The organism is Janthinobacterium sp. CG_23.4, assembly GCF_029892305.1.
GTDB classification, from domain to species: Bacteria; Pseudomonadota; Gammaproteobacteria; order Burkholderiales; family Burkholderiaceae_D; genus Janthinobacterium; species Janthinobacterium lividum_D.
In genome coordinates, this window is sequence record NZ_JARXUX010000001.1 from 2593020 (window position 1) to 2612172 (window position 19153).

Below are 19153 nucleotides of genomic sequence, written 5' to 3' on the forward strand. Positions count from 1 at the left end.
CAGGCATGGCCATGAACGCCTTGCTGGCCGTCCATCCCGGCCTTCGTTGCGACAACGTCTCTCTGGTGGGGCCATCACTGGCCCTGGCAGGCCTGCTGTTGCTGCTGGCCGCCCTGCTCTGGCACCGCCTGCGCTGGCAGCCGGCTGGCCGCGCACCGGCCGCCAGTGCAAGAGTTGCCGATCTGCATCAGCAACTGCCTAAGCGCCGGGCTACCTTGCCGGCCAAGGCGCCAGGCACAGCAGCGCCGCCAGAATCGGAGCCGCTGGACCAACCGCCGTTCCAACTGGCCCATCTGGACGCCATGTTCGGTTGCGACCGGCGCCTGCAAGGTGAGATTCTGGCCCTGTTCGTGGCCGAAACGCGCGACCGCCTGGCCGGTATCGCCCATGCACTGCGTTGCGAACGCCCCGCCCCGGCGCGCATGCTGGCACAGGAAATTGTCGACAGTAGCGCCGCCATCGGACTGCTGCCACTGCAGGCCCTGGCGCGCCAGGCCGTGCATGCAGGCTTTTCCAACGATATCGGCGCGCTGCGCCACTTGCATGCGCGCCTGCTGAAGGCGCTCGAGGCGCTGTCGCAAGCGGTCACAGCCCTGCAAACGGCCACCGCGCTGGCGCATGACTGCGACGACTTTCGGCACCGGCCATGAATGCGCACATTGATCTGGCGAGCCGGCTTGGCGGCGCTGTCCTGCCCTCGTCGGCCTGGCGCCGCTACTGGCTGGCGACGCTATGCCAGCAGCAGGTGCGGTTCGATGCGCTGGCCGAACAACTGGGCTGCGATCCTGCGCTGACAGGCAGGGTCATCGGCCTGGCGAATGCCGCCGTGTCACCCGGTGAACGCAAGCATGCGGCTATCGATGCCGCGATGCTGGCCGCCATCGGCCTGCCCGCCCTGCGCCAGGCATTCGCCATCCGGGCCCTGCCAACGGGTACCCACGCGCACTTCGACGAACAACAATTCTGCTCGTACTCACTGGCCATGGCTTGCGCCGCCCGCGTGCTCGGCGATGCGCTGCAACTGGCGCCGGCCAAAGAGCTCTACACATGCGCCTTGTTGGCCAATATCGGCCAACTGGAGCTGGCCATGCGGCATCGGCAAGTGTACGCACAGCGGCCGGGCCAGCACGGCAGCGCCGCCAAGGCACTAATGCTGTGCGAAGAATCGCGGCGCTTCGACCGCCATCATCTGGCGCTGTCAGCCAGCCTGATGCAGCACTGGGGCATGCCGGACATGCTGTGCAACGCCGTGCGCTGCCATGCCGCGCCGCCCGGCTGCGGGCAGGCCGGGCGCATCACAGAGTTGGCCTGGCTGCTGAAGCTGGCCAGCAGTTTCGCCCAGCTGATACTGCGCAATGGCATGGGCGAGCGCGAGCCAGCCCTGGCCGCCGCGCGGGTACTGGGTCTGGATGCGGCGCACATGGAAACCTTGCTGCGCCACAGCAGTGCGGAATGGAGCGAATGGCGCGAGATCATGGAAGCGCCCACCAATCATGCCCTTTGCCGCACGCGCACCAGAGCCCGGCCAGCGGCACGGCAGGTTTTTAGTGAATTTATCTAATTTGTTAAAATTGATTTTTTTAGCCTAATTGCGTATCATTCCAGCCACCTTCATCCCGAGCATAAAATCCATCATGCACACTGCAGACGTATGCACTACCCAAAAGGCTGCCGAGATCCTCGGCATCTCAGTCACATCGGTGCAGCAACTGGTCGAAGCAGGCGTTATCGAAGCCTGGAAGACCAAGGGTGGCCACCGGCGCATTCCCCTCGCAGCGGTCGAGGCCTACAAGGGCAATCCCGGCCAGCAAGGCCAGGATCAGCGCATGGCGCGCGCCAGCCGCGCCGCGGCATCGGGACGCCCGCCGTCCATCCTGGTGATCGAAGACAATCCGATCGAGCGCGCGCTGTATGAAAAGCAGATCGGTTCATGGGGCTTGCAGGCAAGCTTGCGCTTTTGTGAGAACGGCTACCAGGCCCTGATGGAAATCGCCCGCGACCAACCCGACATCCTGTTGGCCGACATCATCATGGAGGGCATCGATGGCTACGAGGTCATCCGTACCATTCTGGCCGACCCACTACTGGCAGACATGCATATCGCCATGCTGTCGAGCCTGACGCCAGAGGAACTGGAAGAACGCGGTGGCGTGCCGCCAGGCGTGGTGTTCTTTGCCAAACCCGTCAATTACGACGAGCTGCGTGGCTATCTGCGCGCCTGCTGCGCCGGCCATGCGCGGCGCAACAGCCTGGCCGTCTAGCCCGCCACCGCTGTTCCTTCGCCCTGGAGCCCCCCCCCATGCAAGCCTATCGCCACATCGACCCAGCCGTGCTGTTCAAGGCCGCTTGCCATGACCTGGAAATGTTCCGCGCCCTGTCCCAGACCTACCTCGATACGGCGCCGGCCATGTATGCGAGCGTAGAGAAAGCCGTGCACAGCGGTACGGCGCAGGCCATCGTGCATAGTTGCCATACCTTGCGCGGCACCGTGGTCTTGCTCGGCGCCCACGCCTTGACGGCGCGCCTGGCAGAGCTGGAATATCTGGTACGCCACCAGGGCGTAGCGGCAGCCGGCTGGCTGGCCGAAACGGCAGCGCTGGTCGGCGCAGTGGAGCAAGAGGTACGCCGCAGCATGTGCGAATATACAGGCGCGCAGGCATGAACGCACGCCAGGGCGTGCTACGCCTGGCGCACCGCTATCGGCCGCGCACCACGGCAGCCGTGGTGGGTTTGGTGCTGGTGTGCCTGCTGGCGCTGCTCATCGTCGTTTCCGGCGTGCTGCTGCAACGCGAAGCGGTCGATGACTGGAAACAGGACCTGTCCAACCTGTCGCTACTGCTGGCAGAGAACACGGCGCAAAGCATGACGGCGGCCAGCCTGGTGCTCGACAGCGTGAGTCACGACATCGGGGCCGCCACGCCCGCGGACGCGCGCGCGCTAGCCGCCGTGGCCAGCACCGAGGCCATGCACCAGATGCTGCGGCACAAGATCGGTGGCGTACCGCAAGTGGATGTCGTGTCCATCGTTGGCAGCGATGCCAGCGTGCTCGCTTTCAGCCGCGCCTTTCCCGCGCCGCCCTTGCGCCTCGATGAACGCGATTACTTCGAGTATCACCGGCGCAACCCGAACGGCGGCATGCATGTCAGCGCGCCGGTGCAAAACAAGGGCAACGGCGCCTGGACCTTCTACATCAGCCGGCGTATCAGCGCTCCGGACGGCCGCTTTCTGGGCATAGTGCTGGTGGGGCTGTCATGCGACTTCTTCAGTAAATTCTTCCAGAACAGCAGCATCGGCGAACACACGGCCTTTTCCCTGTACCGCAGCGACTACACGCTGCTGGCGCGCTGGCCAGCCGTGCCCGCCATGATGGGCAAGCGCAACCTGACGGGCAGCACCTACCTTTTGCTGGAACAGGGCAAGACGCATGGCGTGCTGCAGGTGGAGCGGCCGTGCGCGGCCGAACAGGGACGCACGGTCGACCGCCTGGCCGGCGTGCGGCTGGTGCGCGACTATCCGCTGGCCATCAACGTGACCATTACGGACGATGTCTACCTGGCGGGCTGGCGGCGCATGCTGCGCACCATGGGCAGCGCGGCGCTCATCAGCCTGCTCGTGCTGGCGCTGGCCATCGCGCTGATCATGACCCTGTTGCGGCGCCAGGAGCGCGACGCGGCCGGGGCGCTGGCGCTGCAAGCGCGCGCGGAAGCGGGCAATGCGGCCAAGTCGCGCTTCCTGGCCATCATGCGTCACGAGATCCACTTACCGATGGTCGGTATCGCCGGCATGACCGAAATGCTGCAGGGAACTGAACTCGACGCGTCGCAACAGCAATATGCGCAGCGCATCGGCGATGGCGTACAACACCTGAAGCGCGTCCTCGACGATATCGTTGACCTGTCCAAGGTGGAGGCAGGCCAGATAGACATCGCGCTAAGCGATTTCAACCCGCAGCAGCTGCTCGATGAGGTGCTGGCGCTGCAGTGCCCGCAAGCAGACAGGAAGAAGCTGCAACTTGTCAGTGATATCGACAACAGCGTGCCACAGCGAATTTGCTCGGACCGTACACGCATCGCGCAAATCCTTGGCAATCTGCTCAGCAATGCCATCAAATTTACACCGTCGGGCAGCGTGACAGTGCACCTGCGCCTGGAAGCGGCAACGCCGGACGGCGCCAGCGCCTGCCTCGTCGCCAGCGTCAACGACCAGGGCATCGGTATGAGCGGGCAGCAGCTAAGCCGTATCTTCGCGCCGTTTGGCCAGGCCGACGACAGCATCAGCGGCGCCTATGGCGGCACGGGACTGGGCCTGAGCATCTGCAAACACCTGGTGGCGCTGCTGGGCGGCGAGATTTCCTGCCGCAGCGAGCCCGGCGCCGGTTCCCGCTTCACCGTGCGCATTCCCTGCCAGGCGCTGCAGACGCCGGGCGTCGCCACGCCAGCGGCAGTGCCTGCCTTGCCCGCACCCGCATCGGAGCAAGGACTGGGGCCGACACCAGGGCCGGGACCGGGTGCGCGCATCCTGCTGGTCGAGGATACGGCCCTGAACCGCCAGTTGGTGTGCCTGCAATTGGCCGCCCGTGGCTACCACATCGACACGGCGGAGAATGGCGCACTGGGCCTGCAAGCCCTGGCCGAGCAGCAATATGATCTGGTCCTGATGGACTGCATGATGCCCGTCATGGATGGCTACCAGGCTTGCCTAGCCTTGCGCGCCCGCGAAGCGGCCAGCGGCACGGCGCGCCTGCCCGTGATCGCACTGACGGCTGGCGTTACCGAGGACGACCGGCAGCGCTGCGTGGCGGCCGGCATGGACGATTACCTGTCCAAGCCCTTTACGGCCGCCCAACTGCGCGCGATGGTGGAGCGCTGGATACAACACTGTTGACATAAAAATCTATTTATTCGATGAAATCAACTATATTCGCTATAATTGATAAAGGAACGTAGCAGTGCCGCTGGGCATCCGCGCGACATGGCAGACCTTGCGAAGGCAGCATGCGAAAGTACCGATACTGGAAGGCCGTGGCGTGGGAAAGCTGCGATACGCGCACCTTGCTATGGTTCTTCATGGCGCTCCTGCTGGCGGGACTGTGGAGCATCACCGTGCTGCAATTGCAGCACGCGCACGACAGCGCCATCGCCGATGCCAGACGCGATGCGCGCAGCATGGCGCGCGTGTTTGACGAACACGCGATGCGCACGATCGAAGGGGCGGACCAGGCCGTCACCTATCTGCGCAGCCGCTACCAGACGCTGGGCAAGCGCCTCGACATCGTGGCGGACCTGCAGCAAGGCCTGCATCGCGCCCCGTTGTACAACCTGTTGACCATCGTCGACGAACACGGCGATACTTTACTCTCTAGCCGTCCCTTCAAACCGACCAATCTGGCCGACCGCGAGCACATCCGGGTACACATGCAGCGCGACAACGGCGAACTGTACATCAGCAAGCCCTTGCTGGGCCGCGTATCGAAGAAATGGTCGATCCAGATGACGCGCCGTATCAACCATGCCGATGCCAGCTTCAAGGGCGTGGTCGTGGTCTCGTTGGACCCGTATTACTTTACGCGCCTGTACGACGAAGTCGACCTGGGCAACAACAGTTCCATCGCGCTCGTCGGCAGCGATGGCGTGGTGCGCGCGCGCCGGGTTGGTGCCGTCAACAGCATCGGTCAGGATATTAGCGACAGTAAAGTATTCGCCTTGATGCAAGGTAAAACGCGCGGCGGCTTTACCGAGCGCAGTCCGGTCGATGGCACGCTGCGCATTTACGCCTACGAAAAACTGGCCAACTACCCGCTCTACATACTCATAGGACTGGACCGCGACACGGTATTTGCCCACTACGTCTCGCGCCGCAACCAGGCCTTGCTGATGGCAGCCGTGACGAGCGCACTGATCGTGCTGTCGTGGGCTGCGCTGGTGCTACTGATTGACCGCCTGGTCGACAGCCGCGCCAGGGCCATCGCCGCCAGCGAGGCCAAGTCGCGCTTCCTGTCGAATATGTCGCATGAATTGCGCACGCCCCTCAATGGCATCCTGGGTTTTTCCGAGCTGCTGCTAGAGCAGCTGCGCGAGCCGGAACAAGCCGCCTGCGTGCAAACGATACACGATAGCGGGCGCCAGTTGCTGGCGATGGTGGAGGCGGCGATGGAACTGAGTGCGCTCGAAAACGACCAGGTGCGACTGAAGCTTACTGCCGTGCCGCTGCACCAGCTGATGGCGCTGGCGCTGGCGCCGCACCGGCAGCGCGCGGCGCGCAAAGGCTTGCAGCTGGCCGTGCACGTCTCACCGGCAACGCCGCCCAGCATCGATTGCGACCGCGTCCGCTTGGTGCGCGTGCTCGATATCGTGCTCGACAATGCCATCCGTTACACGCCCACAGGACGGGTCGATGTCCACGTCACGCTCAATGGCGCGGACCTGCAGATCGAGGTGCGCGATACAGGCACGGGCATCGCGCAGGCGCAGCAAGCGCGCATCTTCGACAAATTCTCGCAGGCCGACGATACGCCCAGCCGCGCCCACGGCGGTGCCGGCATGGGGCTCGCTATCGCGCAGCAGCTCGTCACCTTGATGCGCGGCAGCATCGGCGTGGAATCGACGCCGGGCCAAGGCGCTAGCTTCCGCCTGCGGCTACCGCTTGGCGGTACGGCCAGCGCAACGGCGCAAGATATCAAATTGACCACACTATCACATGCATAGTCGCACACAAAAGTTGTTCTCCGTGCGTATCAGGTATAGCATCGCCACATGACTTACCACACTGATGCGGCGGCGGTACGCAGACTATGGATCGAATGGCTGTTTTTGCTCCTCGGGCTGCTCCTCGTGGCTGCCGCCCTCGCTTACGCGCATCTGGGTGAAGCGGCGCGACATGACGGGGCCGAGCGTGAACGGCTCAGCGTGATGACGGCGTTGCTGGCTAAAAATATCGAAGTCGACCTGGCGGCAACCAACCTGGTGCTGAGCGGCGTGATCCGCGACTATCTTGGCGCCGGTGCTGCGGGCCCCGGACCAGCCCTGCCACGGCGCTTGGCGGCGCTGGTCGACGCCATGCCGGGCGTGCGCACCATGCTGGTCCTCGATGCGAAGGGCAAGCCGGTCGCCACCAATATGGCAGAACTGGTCGGACAGGATTTTTCGCGCCGCGACTATTTCCAGTGCGCGCGCGACGCTCCAGATGCGCGCATGCTGTACATCTCGGCGCCGTTTCTTTCCTTCGAGCGCGATCTGGTCATCACGGCGTCGCGCATCGTACAGGACCAGCAGGGCCGCTTTGCCGGCATGGTGGTGGCCACCCTCGATACCGAGTACTTCACGGCCAAGTTCCGCACCGCCATGTATACACCCGACGTCTGGGCCGTGGTGTTGCATGGCGACGGCCGCCAATTCATGAACTACCCCAAGAGGACTGCCGATGGCGGCAATATGGATGTCCCCGGCAGCTTCGTGCGGCGCTTCCGCGACAGCGGCTATCCGGCTGGCGTCCTGAGCGGCGTCGCCACTGGCGCTGCCAGCGCAGAGCGCATCATGGCCATGGCCACCATCGCGCCGCCCGCGCTGCACATGGACCGTGCCATCATCATCGGCCTGAGCCGCGAAGAAGCGGCCATCAGCGCCCCGTTGCAGCGCCAGGCGCTGACCTACGCCCTGTGCTTTGCCATGCTGGTGCTGACCGCAGCGAGCCTGCTGTTCTGGAGCCAACGGCGGCGCCGGCAACAGGCAGCTTGGCGTGTGCAACAGGAAACGGAGCAGCAGGCCATGCAAGCGGTGTCCGACAGCGAGGCGCGCTTTCGCACGTTGATCGAAGATGCGCCCTTGGCCATCGCCATCCTGCGCCACGGGCGCTTCATCTACTCGAATCCCCGCTACCGCAGGCTGCATGGCTATTCGCTCGAAGACGATCTGAACGGCGCAGCCTGGTCTTCCATGCTTTCCGCGCAATCGCAGGCGACACTGGCCACCAACGAAGCGCTGATCGAGGCCGACTCGCCCAGCGAACAGGTGTTCGAAGCGTTCGGCCTGGACAAGCAAGGCTTGCCCGTGCCCATGTTCAAGACCACGACGCGCGTGATGCTCAAGGATGGACCGGCGACGCTGATCTTTGCGCAGGATATTTCCGTGCAAAAGCAGGCCGAAGAGGCCATGCTGCTGGCGCGCGATGCGGCCGAGGCGGCCAACCGCAGCAAGGCGGAATTCCTCGCCAACATGAGCCATGAAATCCGCTCGCCGCTGAACGCCATCCTTGGCATGGCATGGCTGCTGGAACGTGGCAGCCTGAGCGGGGAAGGACTCGATATGACGCGCAAGATCCGCGCCGCCGGCCAGTCCTTGCTGGGCATCATCAACGACGTGCTCGACGTATCAAAAATCGAGGCGGGCCACATGACCATGGAGCAGGCGCCGTTCCGCCTGGCCGAGGTGATCGAAAAGATCGCCGCCAGCATGGGCGTTGCCGCGCATGACAAGCCCATCACCGTGCGGATCGGACCGCTGCCCGAAGGCGTGGACCAGGTACTGGGCGATGCGCTGCGGCTGGAACAGGTGCTGGTGAACCTGACCAGCAATGCCATCAAATTTACGGCGCAAGGCACGGTCGAGCTGTTGACCACGCGAGAGAGCGGCGACGGCGACGCTGCAGTGCTGCGTTTCAGCGTGCGCGATACGGGCATCGGCATCGCCCCTGAAGTACAGGAAACGATCTTTTCCGCCTTCGCCCAGGCCGACACGTCCACCACGCGTCGCTTCGGCGGCACCGGCCTGGGCCTGACCATATGCCGCCAACTGGTCAGCCTGATGGGCGGCTCGCTGCACCTGGAAAGCAGCCTGGACCGGGGCAGCGAATTTAGTTTCACGCTGCCGCTGCAACTACTGCCCGCCAACGCCCTGTCCTCACCCGACATGAAAGCCTTGCATGCCCTGCTGGCCGACGCCAACGCCGACACGCGCGAGGCCGCTGCTGCCGTGGCGCGCGCCCTGGGCTGGAGCGTGCATGTGGTGTCCGATGGGCGGGCGGCCCTCGACTATGCGCTCGCCTGCGCCGATGGCGAGCGGCCCGGCGTCGTCCTGCTGGCCGCGCGCATGCCCGAGCTGGACGGTATAGCCACGGCACGCGCGCTGCGCAAGCACTTGCCGGCGCAGGACTGCCCCGTCGTCATCCTGGCGGACAGCGGCGCGCCGGTCACGCAAGCAGCGCAGCACCATGCCGACCGCGCCGACCCGGCCGACGCCGTACTCAACGAAGCGGTGACAGCGTCCAGCCTGTACCACGCGGCGCTGCAAGCGCGCCAGCAGCGCGCCAGGGATGCCGGCATCGATACCAGTGTGGTGACGCTGGAAGAGCGCGTGCTTGCCGGCGTGCGCGTGCTGGTGGTCGACGACAGCGAAATCAACCGCGATGTGCTCAAGCATATCCTGCACGACCAAGGGGCAGTGCCATCGTTCGCCTGTGATGGCAGTGAGGCGCTGAACTGGCTGCTGGCCCACCCCGCTGCCGTCGACATCGTGCTGATGGATGTGCAAATGCCTGTCATGGATGGTTTGCAGGCGACGCGCGCGCTGCGCCAACTGCCGCAGTTTCAAGACCTGCCCGTGGTGGCATTGACGGCCGGGGCATTCCAGACCCAGCGTACGGCAGCACTGGAAGCGGGCGTGAATCATTTCATCAGCAAACCATTCGACGTGCCACAGACCATCGCCCTGATCGCGCGTGCACATCGCCGCCATGCGCAGGCACTGCCAGCCCTTACTGCGGTCATCGACGACGTGACGACGCCCGTGCCGACATACGGCGCGCCAGCCGTGATCGACCTGGCGCAAGGCACGGCCCAGTGGCTCGATGAAGCGCTTTACCGCCGGCACCTGTCGCGCTTTGGCAGCACCTATCGCAACTCGGTGGGCGCCATGCGCGCCCTGCTGGCGGCCAACGCCGGCGACGATGCCGCCGCATTGGCGCACAAGCTGGCCGGCGATGCTGGCATCCTGGCCCTGCCCGCCACCTTGCAAGCGGCGCAGCAAGCAGAGCAGTTGCTGCGTGCCGGTGCCGATGCGTCGGCCGCCCTCGATACACTGGAACAGGCGCTGGCGCAGGCCACCGAAGCGGCCGCTGCCATCACGGCACAGACGCCGCTACCCGGTCAGCCAGCCTTGGCGGCAAAAATGGCACCATGACGCGGCAAATAATCGTGCTGGTGAAGCATGCACTAACCAGTGCTGCGCCTGCAAGGGCAAGGGTTTGCGCTAGAAATGCAATGCTGGGCTGCTGTAGGCCAGAGAACAATTGCATGCATAAACTGTTGGCCTGGCGCCGTATCTGGCAGCACCTACCCTTCGCGTCCATCTATCCTGGCGCGCCACAGGTAGGGCGCATACACGCACGCATACAAGCCAAAGGCCAGTGACCAACAGGCGCCTGCCGCCAGCAGCAGCGGCATGGCCAGCGCTGCGGGACCGACGGCGGCCAGCAGGCGTGCCAGCGCGCCCAACTGTATCAAGCAGTACATCGCCGCTTCCGCGCGGCCACCCTTCAGCGGGCGCCCCGTGTGGCCCAGGGTGGTGCGTGTCATCATGCCGATGATCAATCCCGCCATCGAGCCCACCGTCAGCGCGTGAAATGCGGCGCTGGCCGGCAGCAGCCCCAGGCTGGCCAGCGCCAGTAGCGCAAAACCGACGCCTATCCATGCATACGACAGGTGCAAGATCCACAGCAGGGGCACGCGCACGGTGCGCTGCGGCTGCCAGGCCAGCACATTGAGCAGCGACATGGCGCTAGCGACCAGGGCCAACGGCGCCGTCAACCACGCTGGCGCGTCTGCCAGCCACGCGATGGCCGCCGCAGCCATGCAGGCCGCAGCGAGCAGCGCGCGCTTCGGACTGGCCACGGGCGGGCGATTTGGATTGATGTTTGGCGCGCCATTGCGGGTAAACATGGGGATCACGCGTGCGCCGATCACCGATTCGATCAAGACAATGATGAAGATGGCCGCCTGCACGGGCAGGAACAGCGACAGCGGCAGCGCGCCCAGCACGGCCGCATGGAACAGGCCATTGGCCAGCGCCAGCAAGGCCAGCAGAGCGACGAGGAACAAGTTGCGGGTATTGCCAGAACGGCGCAGTACCCGATATAGGGGCCACGCGGCCAGCGGCAGGAACAGCCACTCGACCACCGCCGCCACCAGTGCGGGGCTGCACAGCATGGCGATGCGCCCTGCCAGCCACAGCGCTACCAGCGCCATCAGCTGGACACCGTGCGGCGTGGGCAAACCCGTCCAGTTGCGCCCCGCCGTGTACAAAAAGCCAACGATGACGGCCAGCGCGAAGCCGAAGACCATTTCGTGCATATGCCAGCCCAGGCCCACTTGCAGGCCAGGCGCAAGCGAGCCGGCATAACTGGCCAGCCAAAGCGCAATACTGATGACCGCAAACACGGCCGCCAGCAAGTAAAACGGTCGAAAACCCAGCTGCCAGAGAGCATGACGGGCATGCCAGGGAGCGGCGCCGGCTGTCGTGGAAGGCGGGGAAGGCTCGCTGATCGGGGTGATGGACATGGTGGACTCGCGATAAAGATATATTCAATATACTACTTTAAACGCGCAAGAACTGCCATCGGCAAAAAGGACTAGGCGCTAGCGACAAGTGAGCATGGGGTCTGACCCGGCTGGTCAGACCCCATCACACCGGTGCCTACTTGCCCTGGCGGTGCTCGACCGCATACACGGCCGCCTGCACGCGGCTGCTGAGATTGAGTTTTTTCAGCACGTTCTGCACGTGGATCTTGACCGTGCTCTCGGCCAGGTCGAGGGTGCGCGCAATGGCCTTGTTGCTCTCGCCACGCGACAGGCAGTCGATGATTTCCTTTTCGCACGGCGTGAGCTTGTCGAGTTCCGATACTGGCTCTTCGCGCCGCGCGCCCGCCTGCAACTGCGCCACCAGCTTGCCCGTCATGGCTTCGGCGATGACGACTTCGCCGGCAGCGGCGCGGTGGATGGCGCGCACCAGGTAATCGGCGTCGATATTTTTGATCAGGTAGCCGCAGGCGCCCGCACGCAGGGCCGTCGCCAGGTCTTCGGCGTCTTCGGAGACCGTCAGCATGACGATGGCAGTGTCGGGACAGTCGTGCTGCATCAGTTGCAGCGCTTCGACGCCCGACATACCGGCCATGTTCAAGTCCAGCAGCACCACATCGGGTTGCAGTTGGATGGCGCGCTTGATGCCTTCCACGCCATCGGCCGCCTCGCCCACCACGCAAAAGTCGCTAAGGCGCTGCAGCAGCGAGCGGATACCGCTGCGAAACAGCGCATGGTCATCGACCAGCATGACGGTGATCGGTTTGACGAGAGTCTCCATTTTTTGTACTTTCAGAGTGTGGCTTATGCGGCGCGGCGCTGCTCGCGCGACAGGTGCAGTTCGACCGTGGTGCCGCCACCGGGATGGGCGTGCACATCGAACGTGGCCTCGATGCGCTGCGCGCGCTCGCGCATGATCTGGATGCCGACATGGCTATCGCCCTTTTTCAGCACGGCCGCAGCATCGAAGCCGACACCATTGTCGCTGATCGTCAGGGTAAAGTCCTGGTGATCGGCGAGGCGCACCTCGACATGACTGGCCTGGGCGTGCTTGCGGATGTTCGACAGCGCTTCCTGCACGATAAATAGAAGCTGCAATTGCTGTTCACGGGGGAACGGCGCGCCGTCGACATCGGCCAGCAGTTCGGCCTCGATGCCCGTCTGGCGGCGAAATTTGTCGACAGCCGCGCGCAGGGAACCGATCAGGTCGTCCTCCATCAGGCGGCAGCGGAAGTTGGCCAGCAGTTCGCGCACGTCCTCATAGCTTTCCTTCACGCCCGCATGCAGGGCCGGCACGATGTCGGCCACTTCATCGAAGCGCGCATTGCGCACGGAGTCGTCGAGCATCTGCACTTGCAGGTTGAGGAAATTGAGGCTTTGCGCGATGCTGTCGTGCAAGCCCTGCGCCACCAGGTTACGCTCTTCGGAAATGGCCATCTCGCGCTCGCGCGCGGCCAGGCGCAGGTTTTCCAGCGCGATGCCCAGTAGTTGGCCCAGCGTTTCGAGTAGCCCCAGCTCGCGCGCGGAAAATACGCGCGCATGGCGGAAATGCAGGTTGAAAAAGCCCAGCTGCTGTTCGTGCGCATGGATATGGAAGACCGAGACGGTGGCAAAGCCCTCGCGGTGGCAGCGCAGTTCGTGCGCCTTGTCGATGCGGCGCATGTCGTGCACCTTCGCCACTTTCATCTCGACGGCGCTGCCGCACAGGCACTCGCCCACCTTCAGGCAATGCTCGGACGCTACCAGTTCTTCCGACAGGCCGTGGTGCACCACCATGTGCAGGTTGCCCCGCTCGGCATCGAGCACGCGCACGGTGGAGCCGTCGGCCTCGAAATAATCGACGATGCGCTGCATGAAGCCGTCGCAAATGTCTTTCAGCGGCTGCGGGCGCTGCAGGAAAGCGGCGCTTTCATACAGCAGGGCCAGTTCCCGGTTGCGGTACTCCAGGGTGGCCGTCTTGCTGCGTACGCCCTCTTCCAGGTTGCCGTACAGCGCTTGCAGGCGGTCGGCCATCTGGTTGAAGCCACTGGCCAACTGGCCGAATTCGTCATTGCTATCGACGGCCAGGCGCACGCTGAAATCGCGTTCCTTCATGCGCTGCATACCCAGGCGCAGCCGCGTCACCGGTTCGACGATCAGCATGAACATCAGATAAATCATGCTGACCGTGCCGATGACGGCCATGCCCACCAGGATCAGCTGCGAGGCGCGCAGCCAAAAAGTGCGCTGCTCGCTATCGTGCTCGATCAGCCGCACCAGCTGATCGACCTGGCCAACAAAGGTATCGGCGTCACGCTCGAACTGAGGCCCGCGCGCGCTCTTATCGGCGACCAGGGCGGCCGGTCGCAAGGACCCGCGCCAGGCAGCGCCGATGCGTCCGAATTCGGCCTTGATGGCGCTGCTGGGAGGCAGGAACAAGGGACGCTGCGGGTCGCCTTGGCCGATCTTGGCCAGGGTCTCGTCGATCAGCAGCACCTGTCGGCGCGCCTGCACGACGGCGTCGCTGGCGTCGCTGACAAGCAGCAGGGACAGGCGGTAGGTCTGCATGCGCAGGCGCCCCGTTTCATTGATGGCGGCAGAACTGCCTTCGAGCTGCCACGACAGGAACAAGGTGCAGCCGATGGCACTCAATGCCAGCGCCAGCATAAGCAGCAGCGCGCCGACGATCTTGGTCGACAGTTTCTGCCAGGAGGAAAACATCGCCTTCAATTTCATACCGCCCTTGAATGTAAATACAAACTACCTCAACCGCCCGTCTGTGCCATGAACCTCACGATTTTATCGGGCTGCGAATTGAAATCATGCTGCTGCGGCTTGAGTTCGATGGCGGCGCGGATCGCCGCTTCGATCTGCGCATCGCTAGCGCCGCCGCGCAACAGGGGACCGAAGGCGAATTTCTCTTCCTGGCCCAGGCACAGATACAGAGTACCATCGACGGACAGGCGCACACGGTTGCACGTGGCACAAAAATGCTGCGACATGGGCGTGATGAAGCCGATGCTCGAGCGACCGTCGGGCGTTGCCATATAGCGCGCCGGCCCGCCACCGAGTTCTTGCGCCTGCGGCACCAGGCCAAAGCGCGCGGCCAGGCGCTCGCGCACTGGCCCCAGCGGCATATAGCGGGCATTGCGGCCCGTACTGCCCATCGGCATGGCTTCGATCAGGCGCAGGATGAACTGCTGCTCGATACAGAAAGCCGCCATGGCCTCGATCTGGTCGTCATTGACGCCGCGCATGGCCACCATATTGATCTTGATCGGCTCAAAGCCGGCCGCCTTGCCCGCCATCAGGCCGTCCAAAATAGGCTGCAAGCTGTCGCGGCCCGTGATCTGCTGCATGCAGGCGCGGTCCAGCGAGTCCAGGCTGACATTGATGCGATGCACGCCCGCCGCGCGCAGGGCCACCGCGTGCTTGCCCAATTGGGTGGCATTCGTCGACAGCGACAGATCCTGCAAACCGGGCAGCGCAGACAGCTTTTGTGCCAGTTCGGGCAGTGCACGCCGCAACAGCGGCTCGCCGCCCGTCAGGCGCACGCGGCGCGTACCAAGGCGCACGAAAATGCCCAGCAAACGCTCGATCTCATCGAACCTCAGCCAGTGCTGCGGCTCCTCGAAACCGTGAAAATCCTTGGGCATGCAATAACTGCAGCGCAAATCACAGCGATCGGTAACGGACAGCCGCACGTAATCGATCGAACGGCCAAAACGGTCTTGCAACTTGCTACCCTGCATGACACTACTCCTGTTTCTAGCTCGATTGTAAGGGCTGGGGCACGATCTGGCTGCGCCCCAGAAGGCGTAGCGCACTACGTCTTCCAGCCTACGCATTTCAGCCTAGGCATTAAAACCTACTGAACCAGCGCGCTGGCGGTGCCTTCGACGCTCGCGCCTTCCAGCTCGATGCCCGTAATCTGCGCGCGCCCCACCAACAAGTGCAGATACTGGTGCACGGCGCGCTGCCACGCGGCGCGCGACAGGCGGTCGGCGATCTGCGCCTGCACCGCCTCGTAGGCAATCACCTGGCCTTCGACGCGGCGCAGCACCTGCACGATGTGGTAGCCGAAGCGTGTTTCCAGCAAATGAGCGGCCAGCGCGCCCGCTTCCAGGCGCAGCAGCAGCGCGTCGAATTCCGGCACGCTCTGCCCCGGTGACAGCTGGCCCAGGTTGCCGCCCAGGGCCCCGGATGGGCAGTTCGAGTACTGCGCTGCCAGTTCGGCGAAGCGGTGCGGCGCCTGTTTCAGGGCATCGAGCACGGCTTGCGCCGTCGTACGCAGCAGCGCCAAAGGTGCTTCCGGCGTCACCTGAAACAGGATGTGGCGCGCCTCGACCAGCGCCCCGCTGCGAAACAGCTGCGGGCGCTGCGCATAAAAGCTGCGGCACGCCGCATCGTCGGCGGCCGGCACGCGCACTTCCTGCGCGAACAGCGCCTCGATGCGGTCGTCAATACTGCCGCCCTGCACGCCGAGCCGCTCGGCCTCGTCTTGCAGCAGCCGGCGCAGCACCAATTCATGCACGGCCTGTTTCAACGGATTGCCGGCGCTGTCGTGATGCGGCAGTTCCTGCGCGATGTCGGCATCGTCGATATCGATGCCATTGACAGAGATCCCCATGACATTGCTCCTTTTTTAGCGGCGGCGCACCAGTTGATAGGCGCGACCGAGATAGGCGACTGCGCCAAAGCCGCTCCACACATACACCAGACGGGTGAACGGGAAGATGGCAAACAGCGACATGCCCATGAACAGATGCAGCTTGAAGATCAGCGGTGCCTCAACGATGAAGCTGGCTGCGTCAGCGCGGAAGGTGACGATGTGCTGCGCCCAGTTCATCAGCAAGACCATCATGTGGCCATCCATGTGCGAGGCCGACACAAAGATTGACGACAGGCCCAGCAGCAAGGTCAGCAAAATCCACAGCATCACCAGCTTGTCGCCGGCCGTGGTGACGGCGCGCAGCCGGTCATTGGAAAAGCGGCGCAGCAGCAGGATCAGCAGACCGGCAAGGCACAGGCCGCCCATGATGCCGCCAGCGGCCATGGCCACGCCCTGTTTCAGGCTATGCGTCACGCCCAGCGTATCCCACACCCAGACGGGCGTGAGCAAGCCGGCCGCATGGCCGAACAGCAGGCCGATGATGCCGATGTGGAACAGGATATTACCCAGGCGCAGGCTGCCACGGTGCAGCAGCTGGCTGGAATCGGACTTCCACGTGTATTGCTCGCGGTCGAAACGGATCAGGCTGCCGAGGAAAAAGATGGCCAGCGCGATGTATGGATAAATGCCATACACAAATTGATGCAAGTAATTACTCATGATGTACTCTCCTCATGCGGGCGCAGGCGGCCAATTAAGCGGCGCGCCGCGGCTGCGGATGAAAATGCACGGGATGGACGCCGCCTGGGACCTGGCCCAGACCTTGGCCCTGACCTTGGCGCAGCAATGGCTCGACGCCATCCGCACCGGGGCCGAAGGTTTCCAGCGCTTCATCCATGTCGCGGATCGGCGGTTCGGCCAGCATTTCGGCCGCCACCGGGCTGAGGCGTTCAAGCAGCGTGAAGACGGGCGCATACGCACTGCCGTTCGCTGCCAGCTTGCGCCCGATATGCGCGAGCACATGGACAGCATCGCCCAGCAGCGGCGCCGAAGCTGCCTCGTCGATGTGCGCCAGAAATTCCAGGAACAGCGGCACGAAGTCGGGCAAATCGTCCCCCGTCATCTGCAAGCCGTGGCGCTTGTATTCCTGCATCAGGTCGACCATGGCCTGGCCCCGGTCGCGCGATTCGCCGTGAATATGCTCGAACAGGTGCAGCGAATGCGACGGGTTGCGGTCGAACGTAGCCACGTACTGCTGCTGCAGATCGATCAGACTGCTGCTTTCAAGGTGCGCCAGCAAGGGCCGCAACAGCGCATGCTGCTCCGGCACGACCTCCAGCGCAGCGTCCAGTTGCGACAAGTGCGCGATCAGCTCGGGCTCCGGATACAGCAGCAGGCGCGATAGGATGTGATAGTGATTCATAGCGTGTCTCATCTGAGTTCCTTAAGCGCCTGGCGCCGTTTTGCGCGACTTCGGCATCTGCATGAAGATCGCCGAACCGTGTTTTTTCTTGCCGAACAAGGTCGGCTCACTGCTGCCGTCCGAGCAGCCATTGCCGAAGCTGAAGCCGCACGAGCCCTTCTCGTTGAAGCTGTCCTCCGCCATTTCCTTGTGGCTGCTGGGGATGACGAAGCGATCTTCGTAATTGGCAATCGCCATGATGTGGTACATGTCCTCCACCTGCGCCTTGCTCAAGCCCACCTGCTTCAATACCGTCAGGTTCTCGACTTTCTCGACCGTTTTGCTGCGCATATAGGCACGCATGGCCAGCATGCGGTCCAGCGCCGAGACGATGGGCGGCTGGTCGCCGGCCGTCAGCAAATTGGCCAGGTATTGCACGGGAATGCGCAGGCTTTGCGTGTCCGGCAGCATGCCGTTGACGCCCAGCTTGCCCGATTCGGCCGCCGCCTGGATCGGTGACAGGGGCGGCACATACCACACCATCGGCAAGGTCCGATATTCGGGATGCAGCAGAAACGCCACCTTCCATTCGACGGCCATCTTATAGACGGGCGACTTGACGGCCGCTTCCAGCCAGAGGTCGGGGATGCCCTGGCGGCGCGCCTCGGCGATGATGGCCGGGTCATGCGGGTCAAGGAACAGATCGAGCTGCGCCTGGTACAGGTCCTGCTCCTGCGGCACGCAGGCAGCGGCCTCGATCTTGTCGGCGTCGTACAGCAGCACGCCCAGGTAGCGGATGCGCCCGACGCACGTTTCAGAGCACACGGTAGGCTGGCCAGCCTCGATGCGGGGGAAGCAGAAGGTGCACTTCTCGGCCTTGCCGGACGACCAATTGTAGTAAATTTTCTTGTACGGGCAGCCGGAGATGCACATGCGCCAGCCGCGACACTTGTCCTGGTCGATCAGCACGATGCCGTCGTCTTCGCGCTTGTACACGGAGCCCGATGGGCAAGAGGCCACGCAAGTCGGGTTGAGGCAATGCTCGCACAGGCGCGGCAGATACATCATGAAGGTGTTTTCGAACGTACCGTACATCTCCTTTTGCATGTTGTCGAACAGTTTGTCCTTGCTGCGGTGGGCAAATTCACCGCCCAGGTCATCTTCCCAATTCGGACCCCATTCGATTTTTTCCATCTTTTTCCCCGTCAGCACGGAAATTGGACGCGCCGTCGGTGGCGTTTGCGACAGTGGTGCGCTTTGCAGGTGCTCGTAGTCGTAGGTGAACGGCTCATAGTATTCGTCGATGGCCGGCAGATTCGGGTTGGCGAAGATATTGGCCAGGACCTTCAAACGGCTGCCCTGGCGCGGCTCGATCCTGCCCGCGTCCGTGCGGCGCCAGCCGCCATTCCATTTGTCCTGGTTTTCCCACTGCTTCGGATAGCCGATGCCCGGCTTGGTTTCAACGTTGTTGAACCATGCGTACTCGACGCCGTCGCGGCTGGTCCATACGTTCTTGCAGGTGACGGAACAGGTGTGGCAGCCGATGCACTTGTCCAGGTTCAGCACCATGCCGATTTGCGCTCTGATTTTCATA

Annotated in this window: 15 protein-coding genes; 7 read left to right on the forward strand and 8 right to left on the reverse strand. The window is 63.8% G+C overall.

Going from position 1 to position 19153, the window contains the following annotated elements; translation table 11 throughout:
• The first annotated feature begins 11 nt into the window (after positions 1-11).
• The 7 genes from H4V96_RS11680 to H4V96_RS11710 all read left to right on the forward strand — a co-directional run bounded on the left by H4V96_RS11680 (position 12) and on the right by H4V96_RS11710 (position 10172).
• Entirely contained in the window at positions 12-650 is a 639-nt protein-coding gene (locus tag H4V96_RS11680; protein ID WP_196855144.1) for an Hpt domain-containing protein, read from the forward strand.
• Positions 647-1561, forward strand: coding sequence for an HDOD domain-containing protein (locus H4V96_RS11685; RefSeq protein WP_070347299.1), 915 nt, complete (start codon positions 647-649; stop codon positions 1559-1561). The genes H4V96_RS11680 and H4V96_RS11685 overlap by 4 nt, the downstream gene beginning before the upstream one ends.
• A 73-nt stretch (positions 1562-1634) precedes the next feature.
• Complete coding sequence (locus H4V96_RS11690) at positions 1635-2261, forward strand: response regulator (protein WP_010398542.1); 627 nt, start codon at positions 1635-1637, stop codon at positions 2259-2261.
• A gap of 38 nt (positions 2262-2299) precedes the next feature.
• Positions 2300-2662 carry an Hpt domain-containing protein gene (locus H4V96_RS11695; RefSeq protein ID WP_010398544.1) on the forward strand — a complete coding sequence of 121 codons (363 nt, stop codon included), beginning with the start codon at positions 2300-2302 and terminating at the stop codon, positions 2660-2662.
• Positions 2659-4884, forward strand: a complete 2226-nt coding sequence (locus H4V96_RS11700) for a hybrid sensor histidine kinase/response regulator (RefSeq protein WP_196855143.1) — start codon at positions 2659-2661, stop codon at positions 4882-4884. The genes H4V96_RS11695 and H4V96_RS11700 overlap by 4 nt, the downstream gene beginning before the upstream one ends.
• Positions 4885-4994: 110 nt before the next feature.
• Positions 4995-6704, forward strand: coding sequence for an ATP-binding protein (locus H4V96_RS11705; RefSeq protein WP_280720945.1), 1710 nt, complete (start codon positions 4995-4997; stop codon positions 6702-6704).
• 48 nt (positions 6705-6752) lie between these two features.
• Positions 6753-10172: a response regulator gene (locus H4V96_RS11710; protein ID WP_196855142.1), complete on the forward strand. Its 3420-nt coding sequence runs from the start codon at positions 6753-6755 to the stop codon at positions 10170-10172.
• 152 nt (positions 10173-10324) lie between these two features.
• Here the strand turns inward: H4V96_RS11710 and H4V96_RS11715 are convergent, their stop codons facing one another.
• The 8 genes from H4V96_RS11715 to narH all read right to left on the reverse strand — a co-directional run bounded on the left by H4V96_RS11715 (position 10325) and on the right by narH (position 19152).
• Positions 10325-11548 (reverse strand): NnrS family protein, encoded by a 1224-nt coding sequence (locus tag H4V96_RS11715; protein WP_196855141.1) that lies wholly within the window; start codon positions 11546-11548, stop codon positions 10325-10327.
• A gap of 136 nt (positions 11549-11684) precedes the next feature.
• The gene (locus H4V96_RS11720; RefSeq protein WP_196855140.1) at positions 11685-12347 is read right to left on the reverse strand and encodes a response regulator; all 663 of its coding nucleotides are present in this window, start codon (positions 12345-12347) and stop codon (positions 11685-11687) included.
• A 23-nt stretch (positions 12348-12370) separates the two neighbouring features.
• Positions 12371-14266, reverse strand: coding sequence for a type IV pili methyl-accepting chemotaxis transducer N-terminal domain-containing protein (locus tag H4V96_RS11725; protein ID WP_280720946.1), 1896 nt, complete (start codon positions 14264-14266; stop codon positions 12371-12373).
• Between the two features lie 44 nt (positions 14267-14310).
• Positions 14311-15297 (reverse strand): GTP 3',8-cyclase MoaA, encoded by a 987-nt coding sequence (gene moaA, locus H4V96_RS11730; RefSeq protein ID WP_196855138.1) that lies wholly within the window; start codon positions 15295-15297, stop codon positions 14311-14313.
• A gap of 116 nt (positions 15298-15413) precedes the next feature.
• Positions 15414-16175, reverse strand: a complete 762-nt coding sequence (locus tag H4V96_RS11735; protein WP_010398559.1) for a peptidylprolyl isomerase — start codon at positions 16173-16175, stop codon at positions 15414-15416.
• 15 nt (positions 16176-16190) lie between these two features.
• Positions 16191-16877 (reverse strand): respiratory nitrate reductase subunit gamma, encoded by a 687-nt coding sequence (gene narI / locus H4V96_RS11740; protein ID WP_196855137.1) that lies wholly within the window; start codon positions 16875-16877, stop codon positions 16191-16193.
• 34 nt (positions 16878-16911) lie between these two features.
• On the reverse strand, positions 16912-17580 hold the full coding sequence (narJ, locus tag H4V96_RS11745; protein WP_010398565.1) for a nitrate reductase molybdenum cofactor assembly chaperone: 669 nt from the start codon (positions 17578-17580) through the stop codon (positions 16912-16914).
• Positions 17581-17601: 21 nt separating this feature from the next.
• The gene (gene narH, locus H4V96_RS11750; protein ID WP_196855136.1) at positions 17602-19152 is read right to left on the reverse strand and encodes a nitrate reductase subunit beta; all 1551 of its coding nucleotides are present in this window, start codon (positions 19150-19152) and stop codon (positions 17602-17604) included.
• Position 19153: the final 1 nt, after the last annotated feature.

Excerpts from the sequence above, each read along its gene's own strand:
- H4V96_RS11705 (WP_280720945.1), top strand. The coding sequence starts at position 4,995 with ATGCGAAAGTACCGATACTGGAAGGCCGTGGCGTGGGAAAGCTGCGAT.
- narH (WP_196855136.1), bottom strand. The coding sequence starts at position 19,152 with ATGAAAATCAGAGCGCAAATCGGCATGGTGCTGAACCTGGACAAGTGC.
- H4V96_RS11720 (WP_196855140.1), bottom strand. The coding sequence starts at position 12,347 with ATGGAGACTCTCGTCAAACCGATCACCGTCATGCTGGTCGATGACCAT.
- H4V96_RS11680 (WP_196855144.1), top strand. The coding sequence starts at position 12 with ATGAACGCCTTGCTGGCCGTCCATCCCGGCCTTCGTTGCGACAACGTC.
- H4V96_RS11735 (WP_010398559.1), bottom strand. The coding sequence starts at position 16,175 with ATGGGGATCTCTGTCAATGGCATCGATATCGACGATGCCGACATCGCG.
- narI (WP_196855137.1), bottom strand. The coding sequence starts at position 16,877 with ATGAGTAATTACTTGCATCAATTTGTGTATGGCATTTATCCATACATC.
- H4V96_RS11715 (WP_196855141.1), bottom strand. The coding sequence starts at position 11,548 with ATGTCCATCACCCCGATCAGCGAGCCTTCCCCGCCTTCCACGACAGCC.
- H4V96_RS11685 (WP_070347299.1), top strand. The coding sequence starts at position 647 with ATGAATGCGCACATTGATCTGGCGAGCCGGCTTGGCGGCGCTGTCCTG.
- H4V96_RS11695 (WP_010398544.1), top strand. The coding sequence starts at position 2,300 with ATGCAAGCCTATCGCCACATCGACCCAGCCGTGCTGTTCAAGGCCGCT.
- moaA (WP_196855138.1), bottom strand. The coding sequence starts at position 15,297 with ATGCAGGGTAGCAAGTTGCAAGACCGTTTTGGCCGTTCGATCGATTAC.
- H4V96_RS11700 (WP_196855143.1), top strand. The coding sequence starts at position 2,659 with ATGAACGCACGCCAGGGCGTGCTACGCCTGGCGCACCGCTATCGGCCG.
- H4V96_RS11725 (WP_280720946.1), bottom strand. The coding sequence starts at position 14,266 with ATGTTTTCCTCCTGGCAGAAACTGTCGACCAAGATCGTCGGCGCGCTG.
- H4V96_RS11710 (WP_196855142.1), top strand. The coding sequence starts at position 6,753 with ATGACTTACCACACTGATGCGGCGGCGGTACGCAGACTATGGATCGAA.
- H4V96_RS11690 (WP_010398542.1), top strand. The coding sequence starts at position 1,635 with ATGCACACTGCAGACGTATGCACTACCCAAAAGGCTGCCGAGATCCTC.
- narJ (WP_010398565.1), bottom strand. The coding sequence starts at position 17,580 with ATGAATCACTATCACATCCTATCGCGCCTGCTGCTGTATCCGGAGCCC.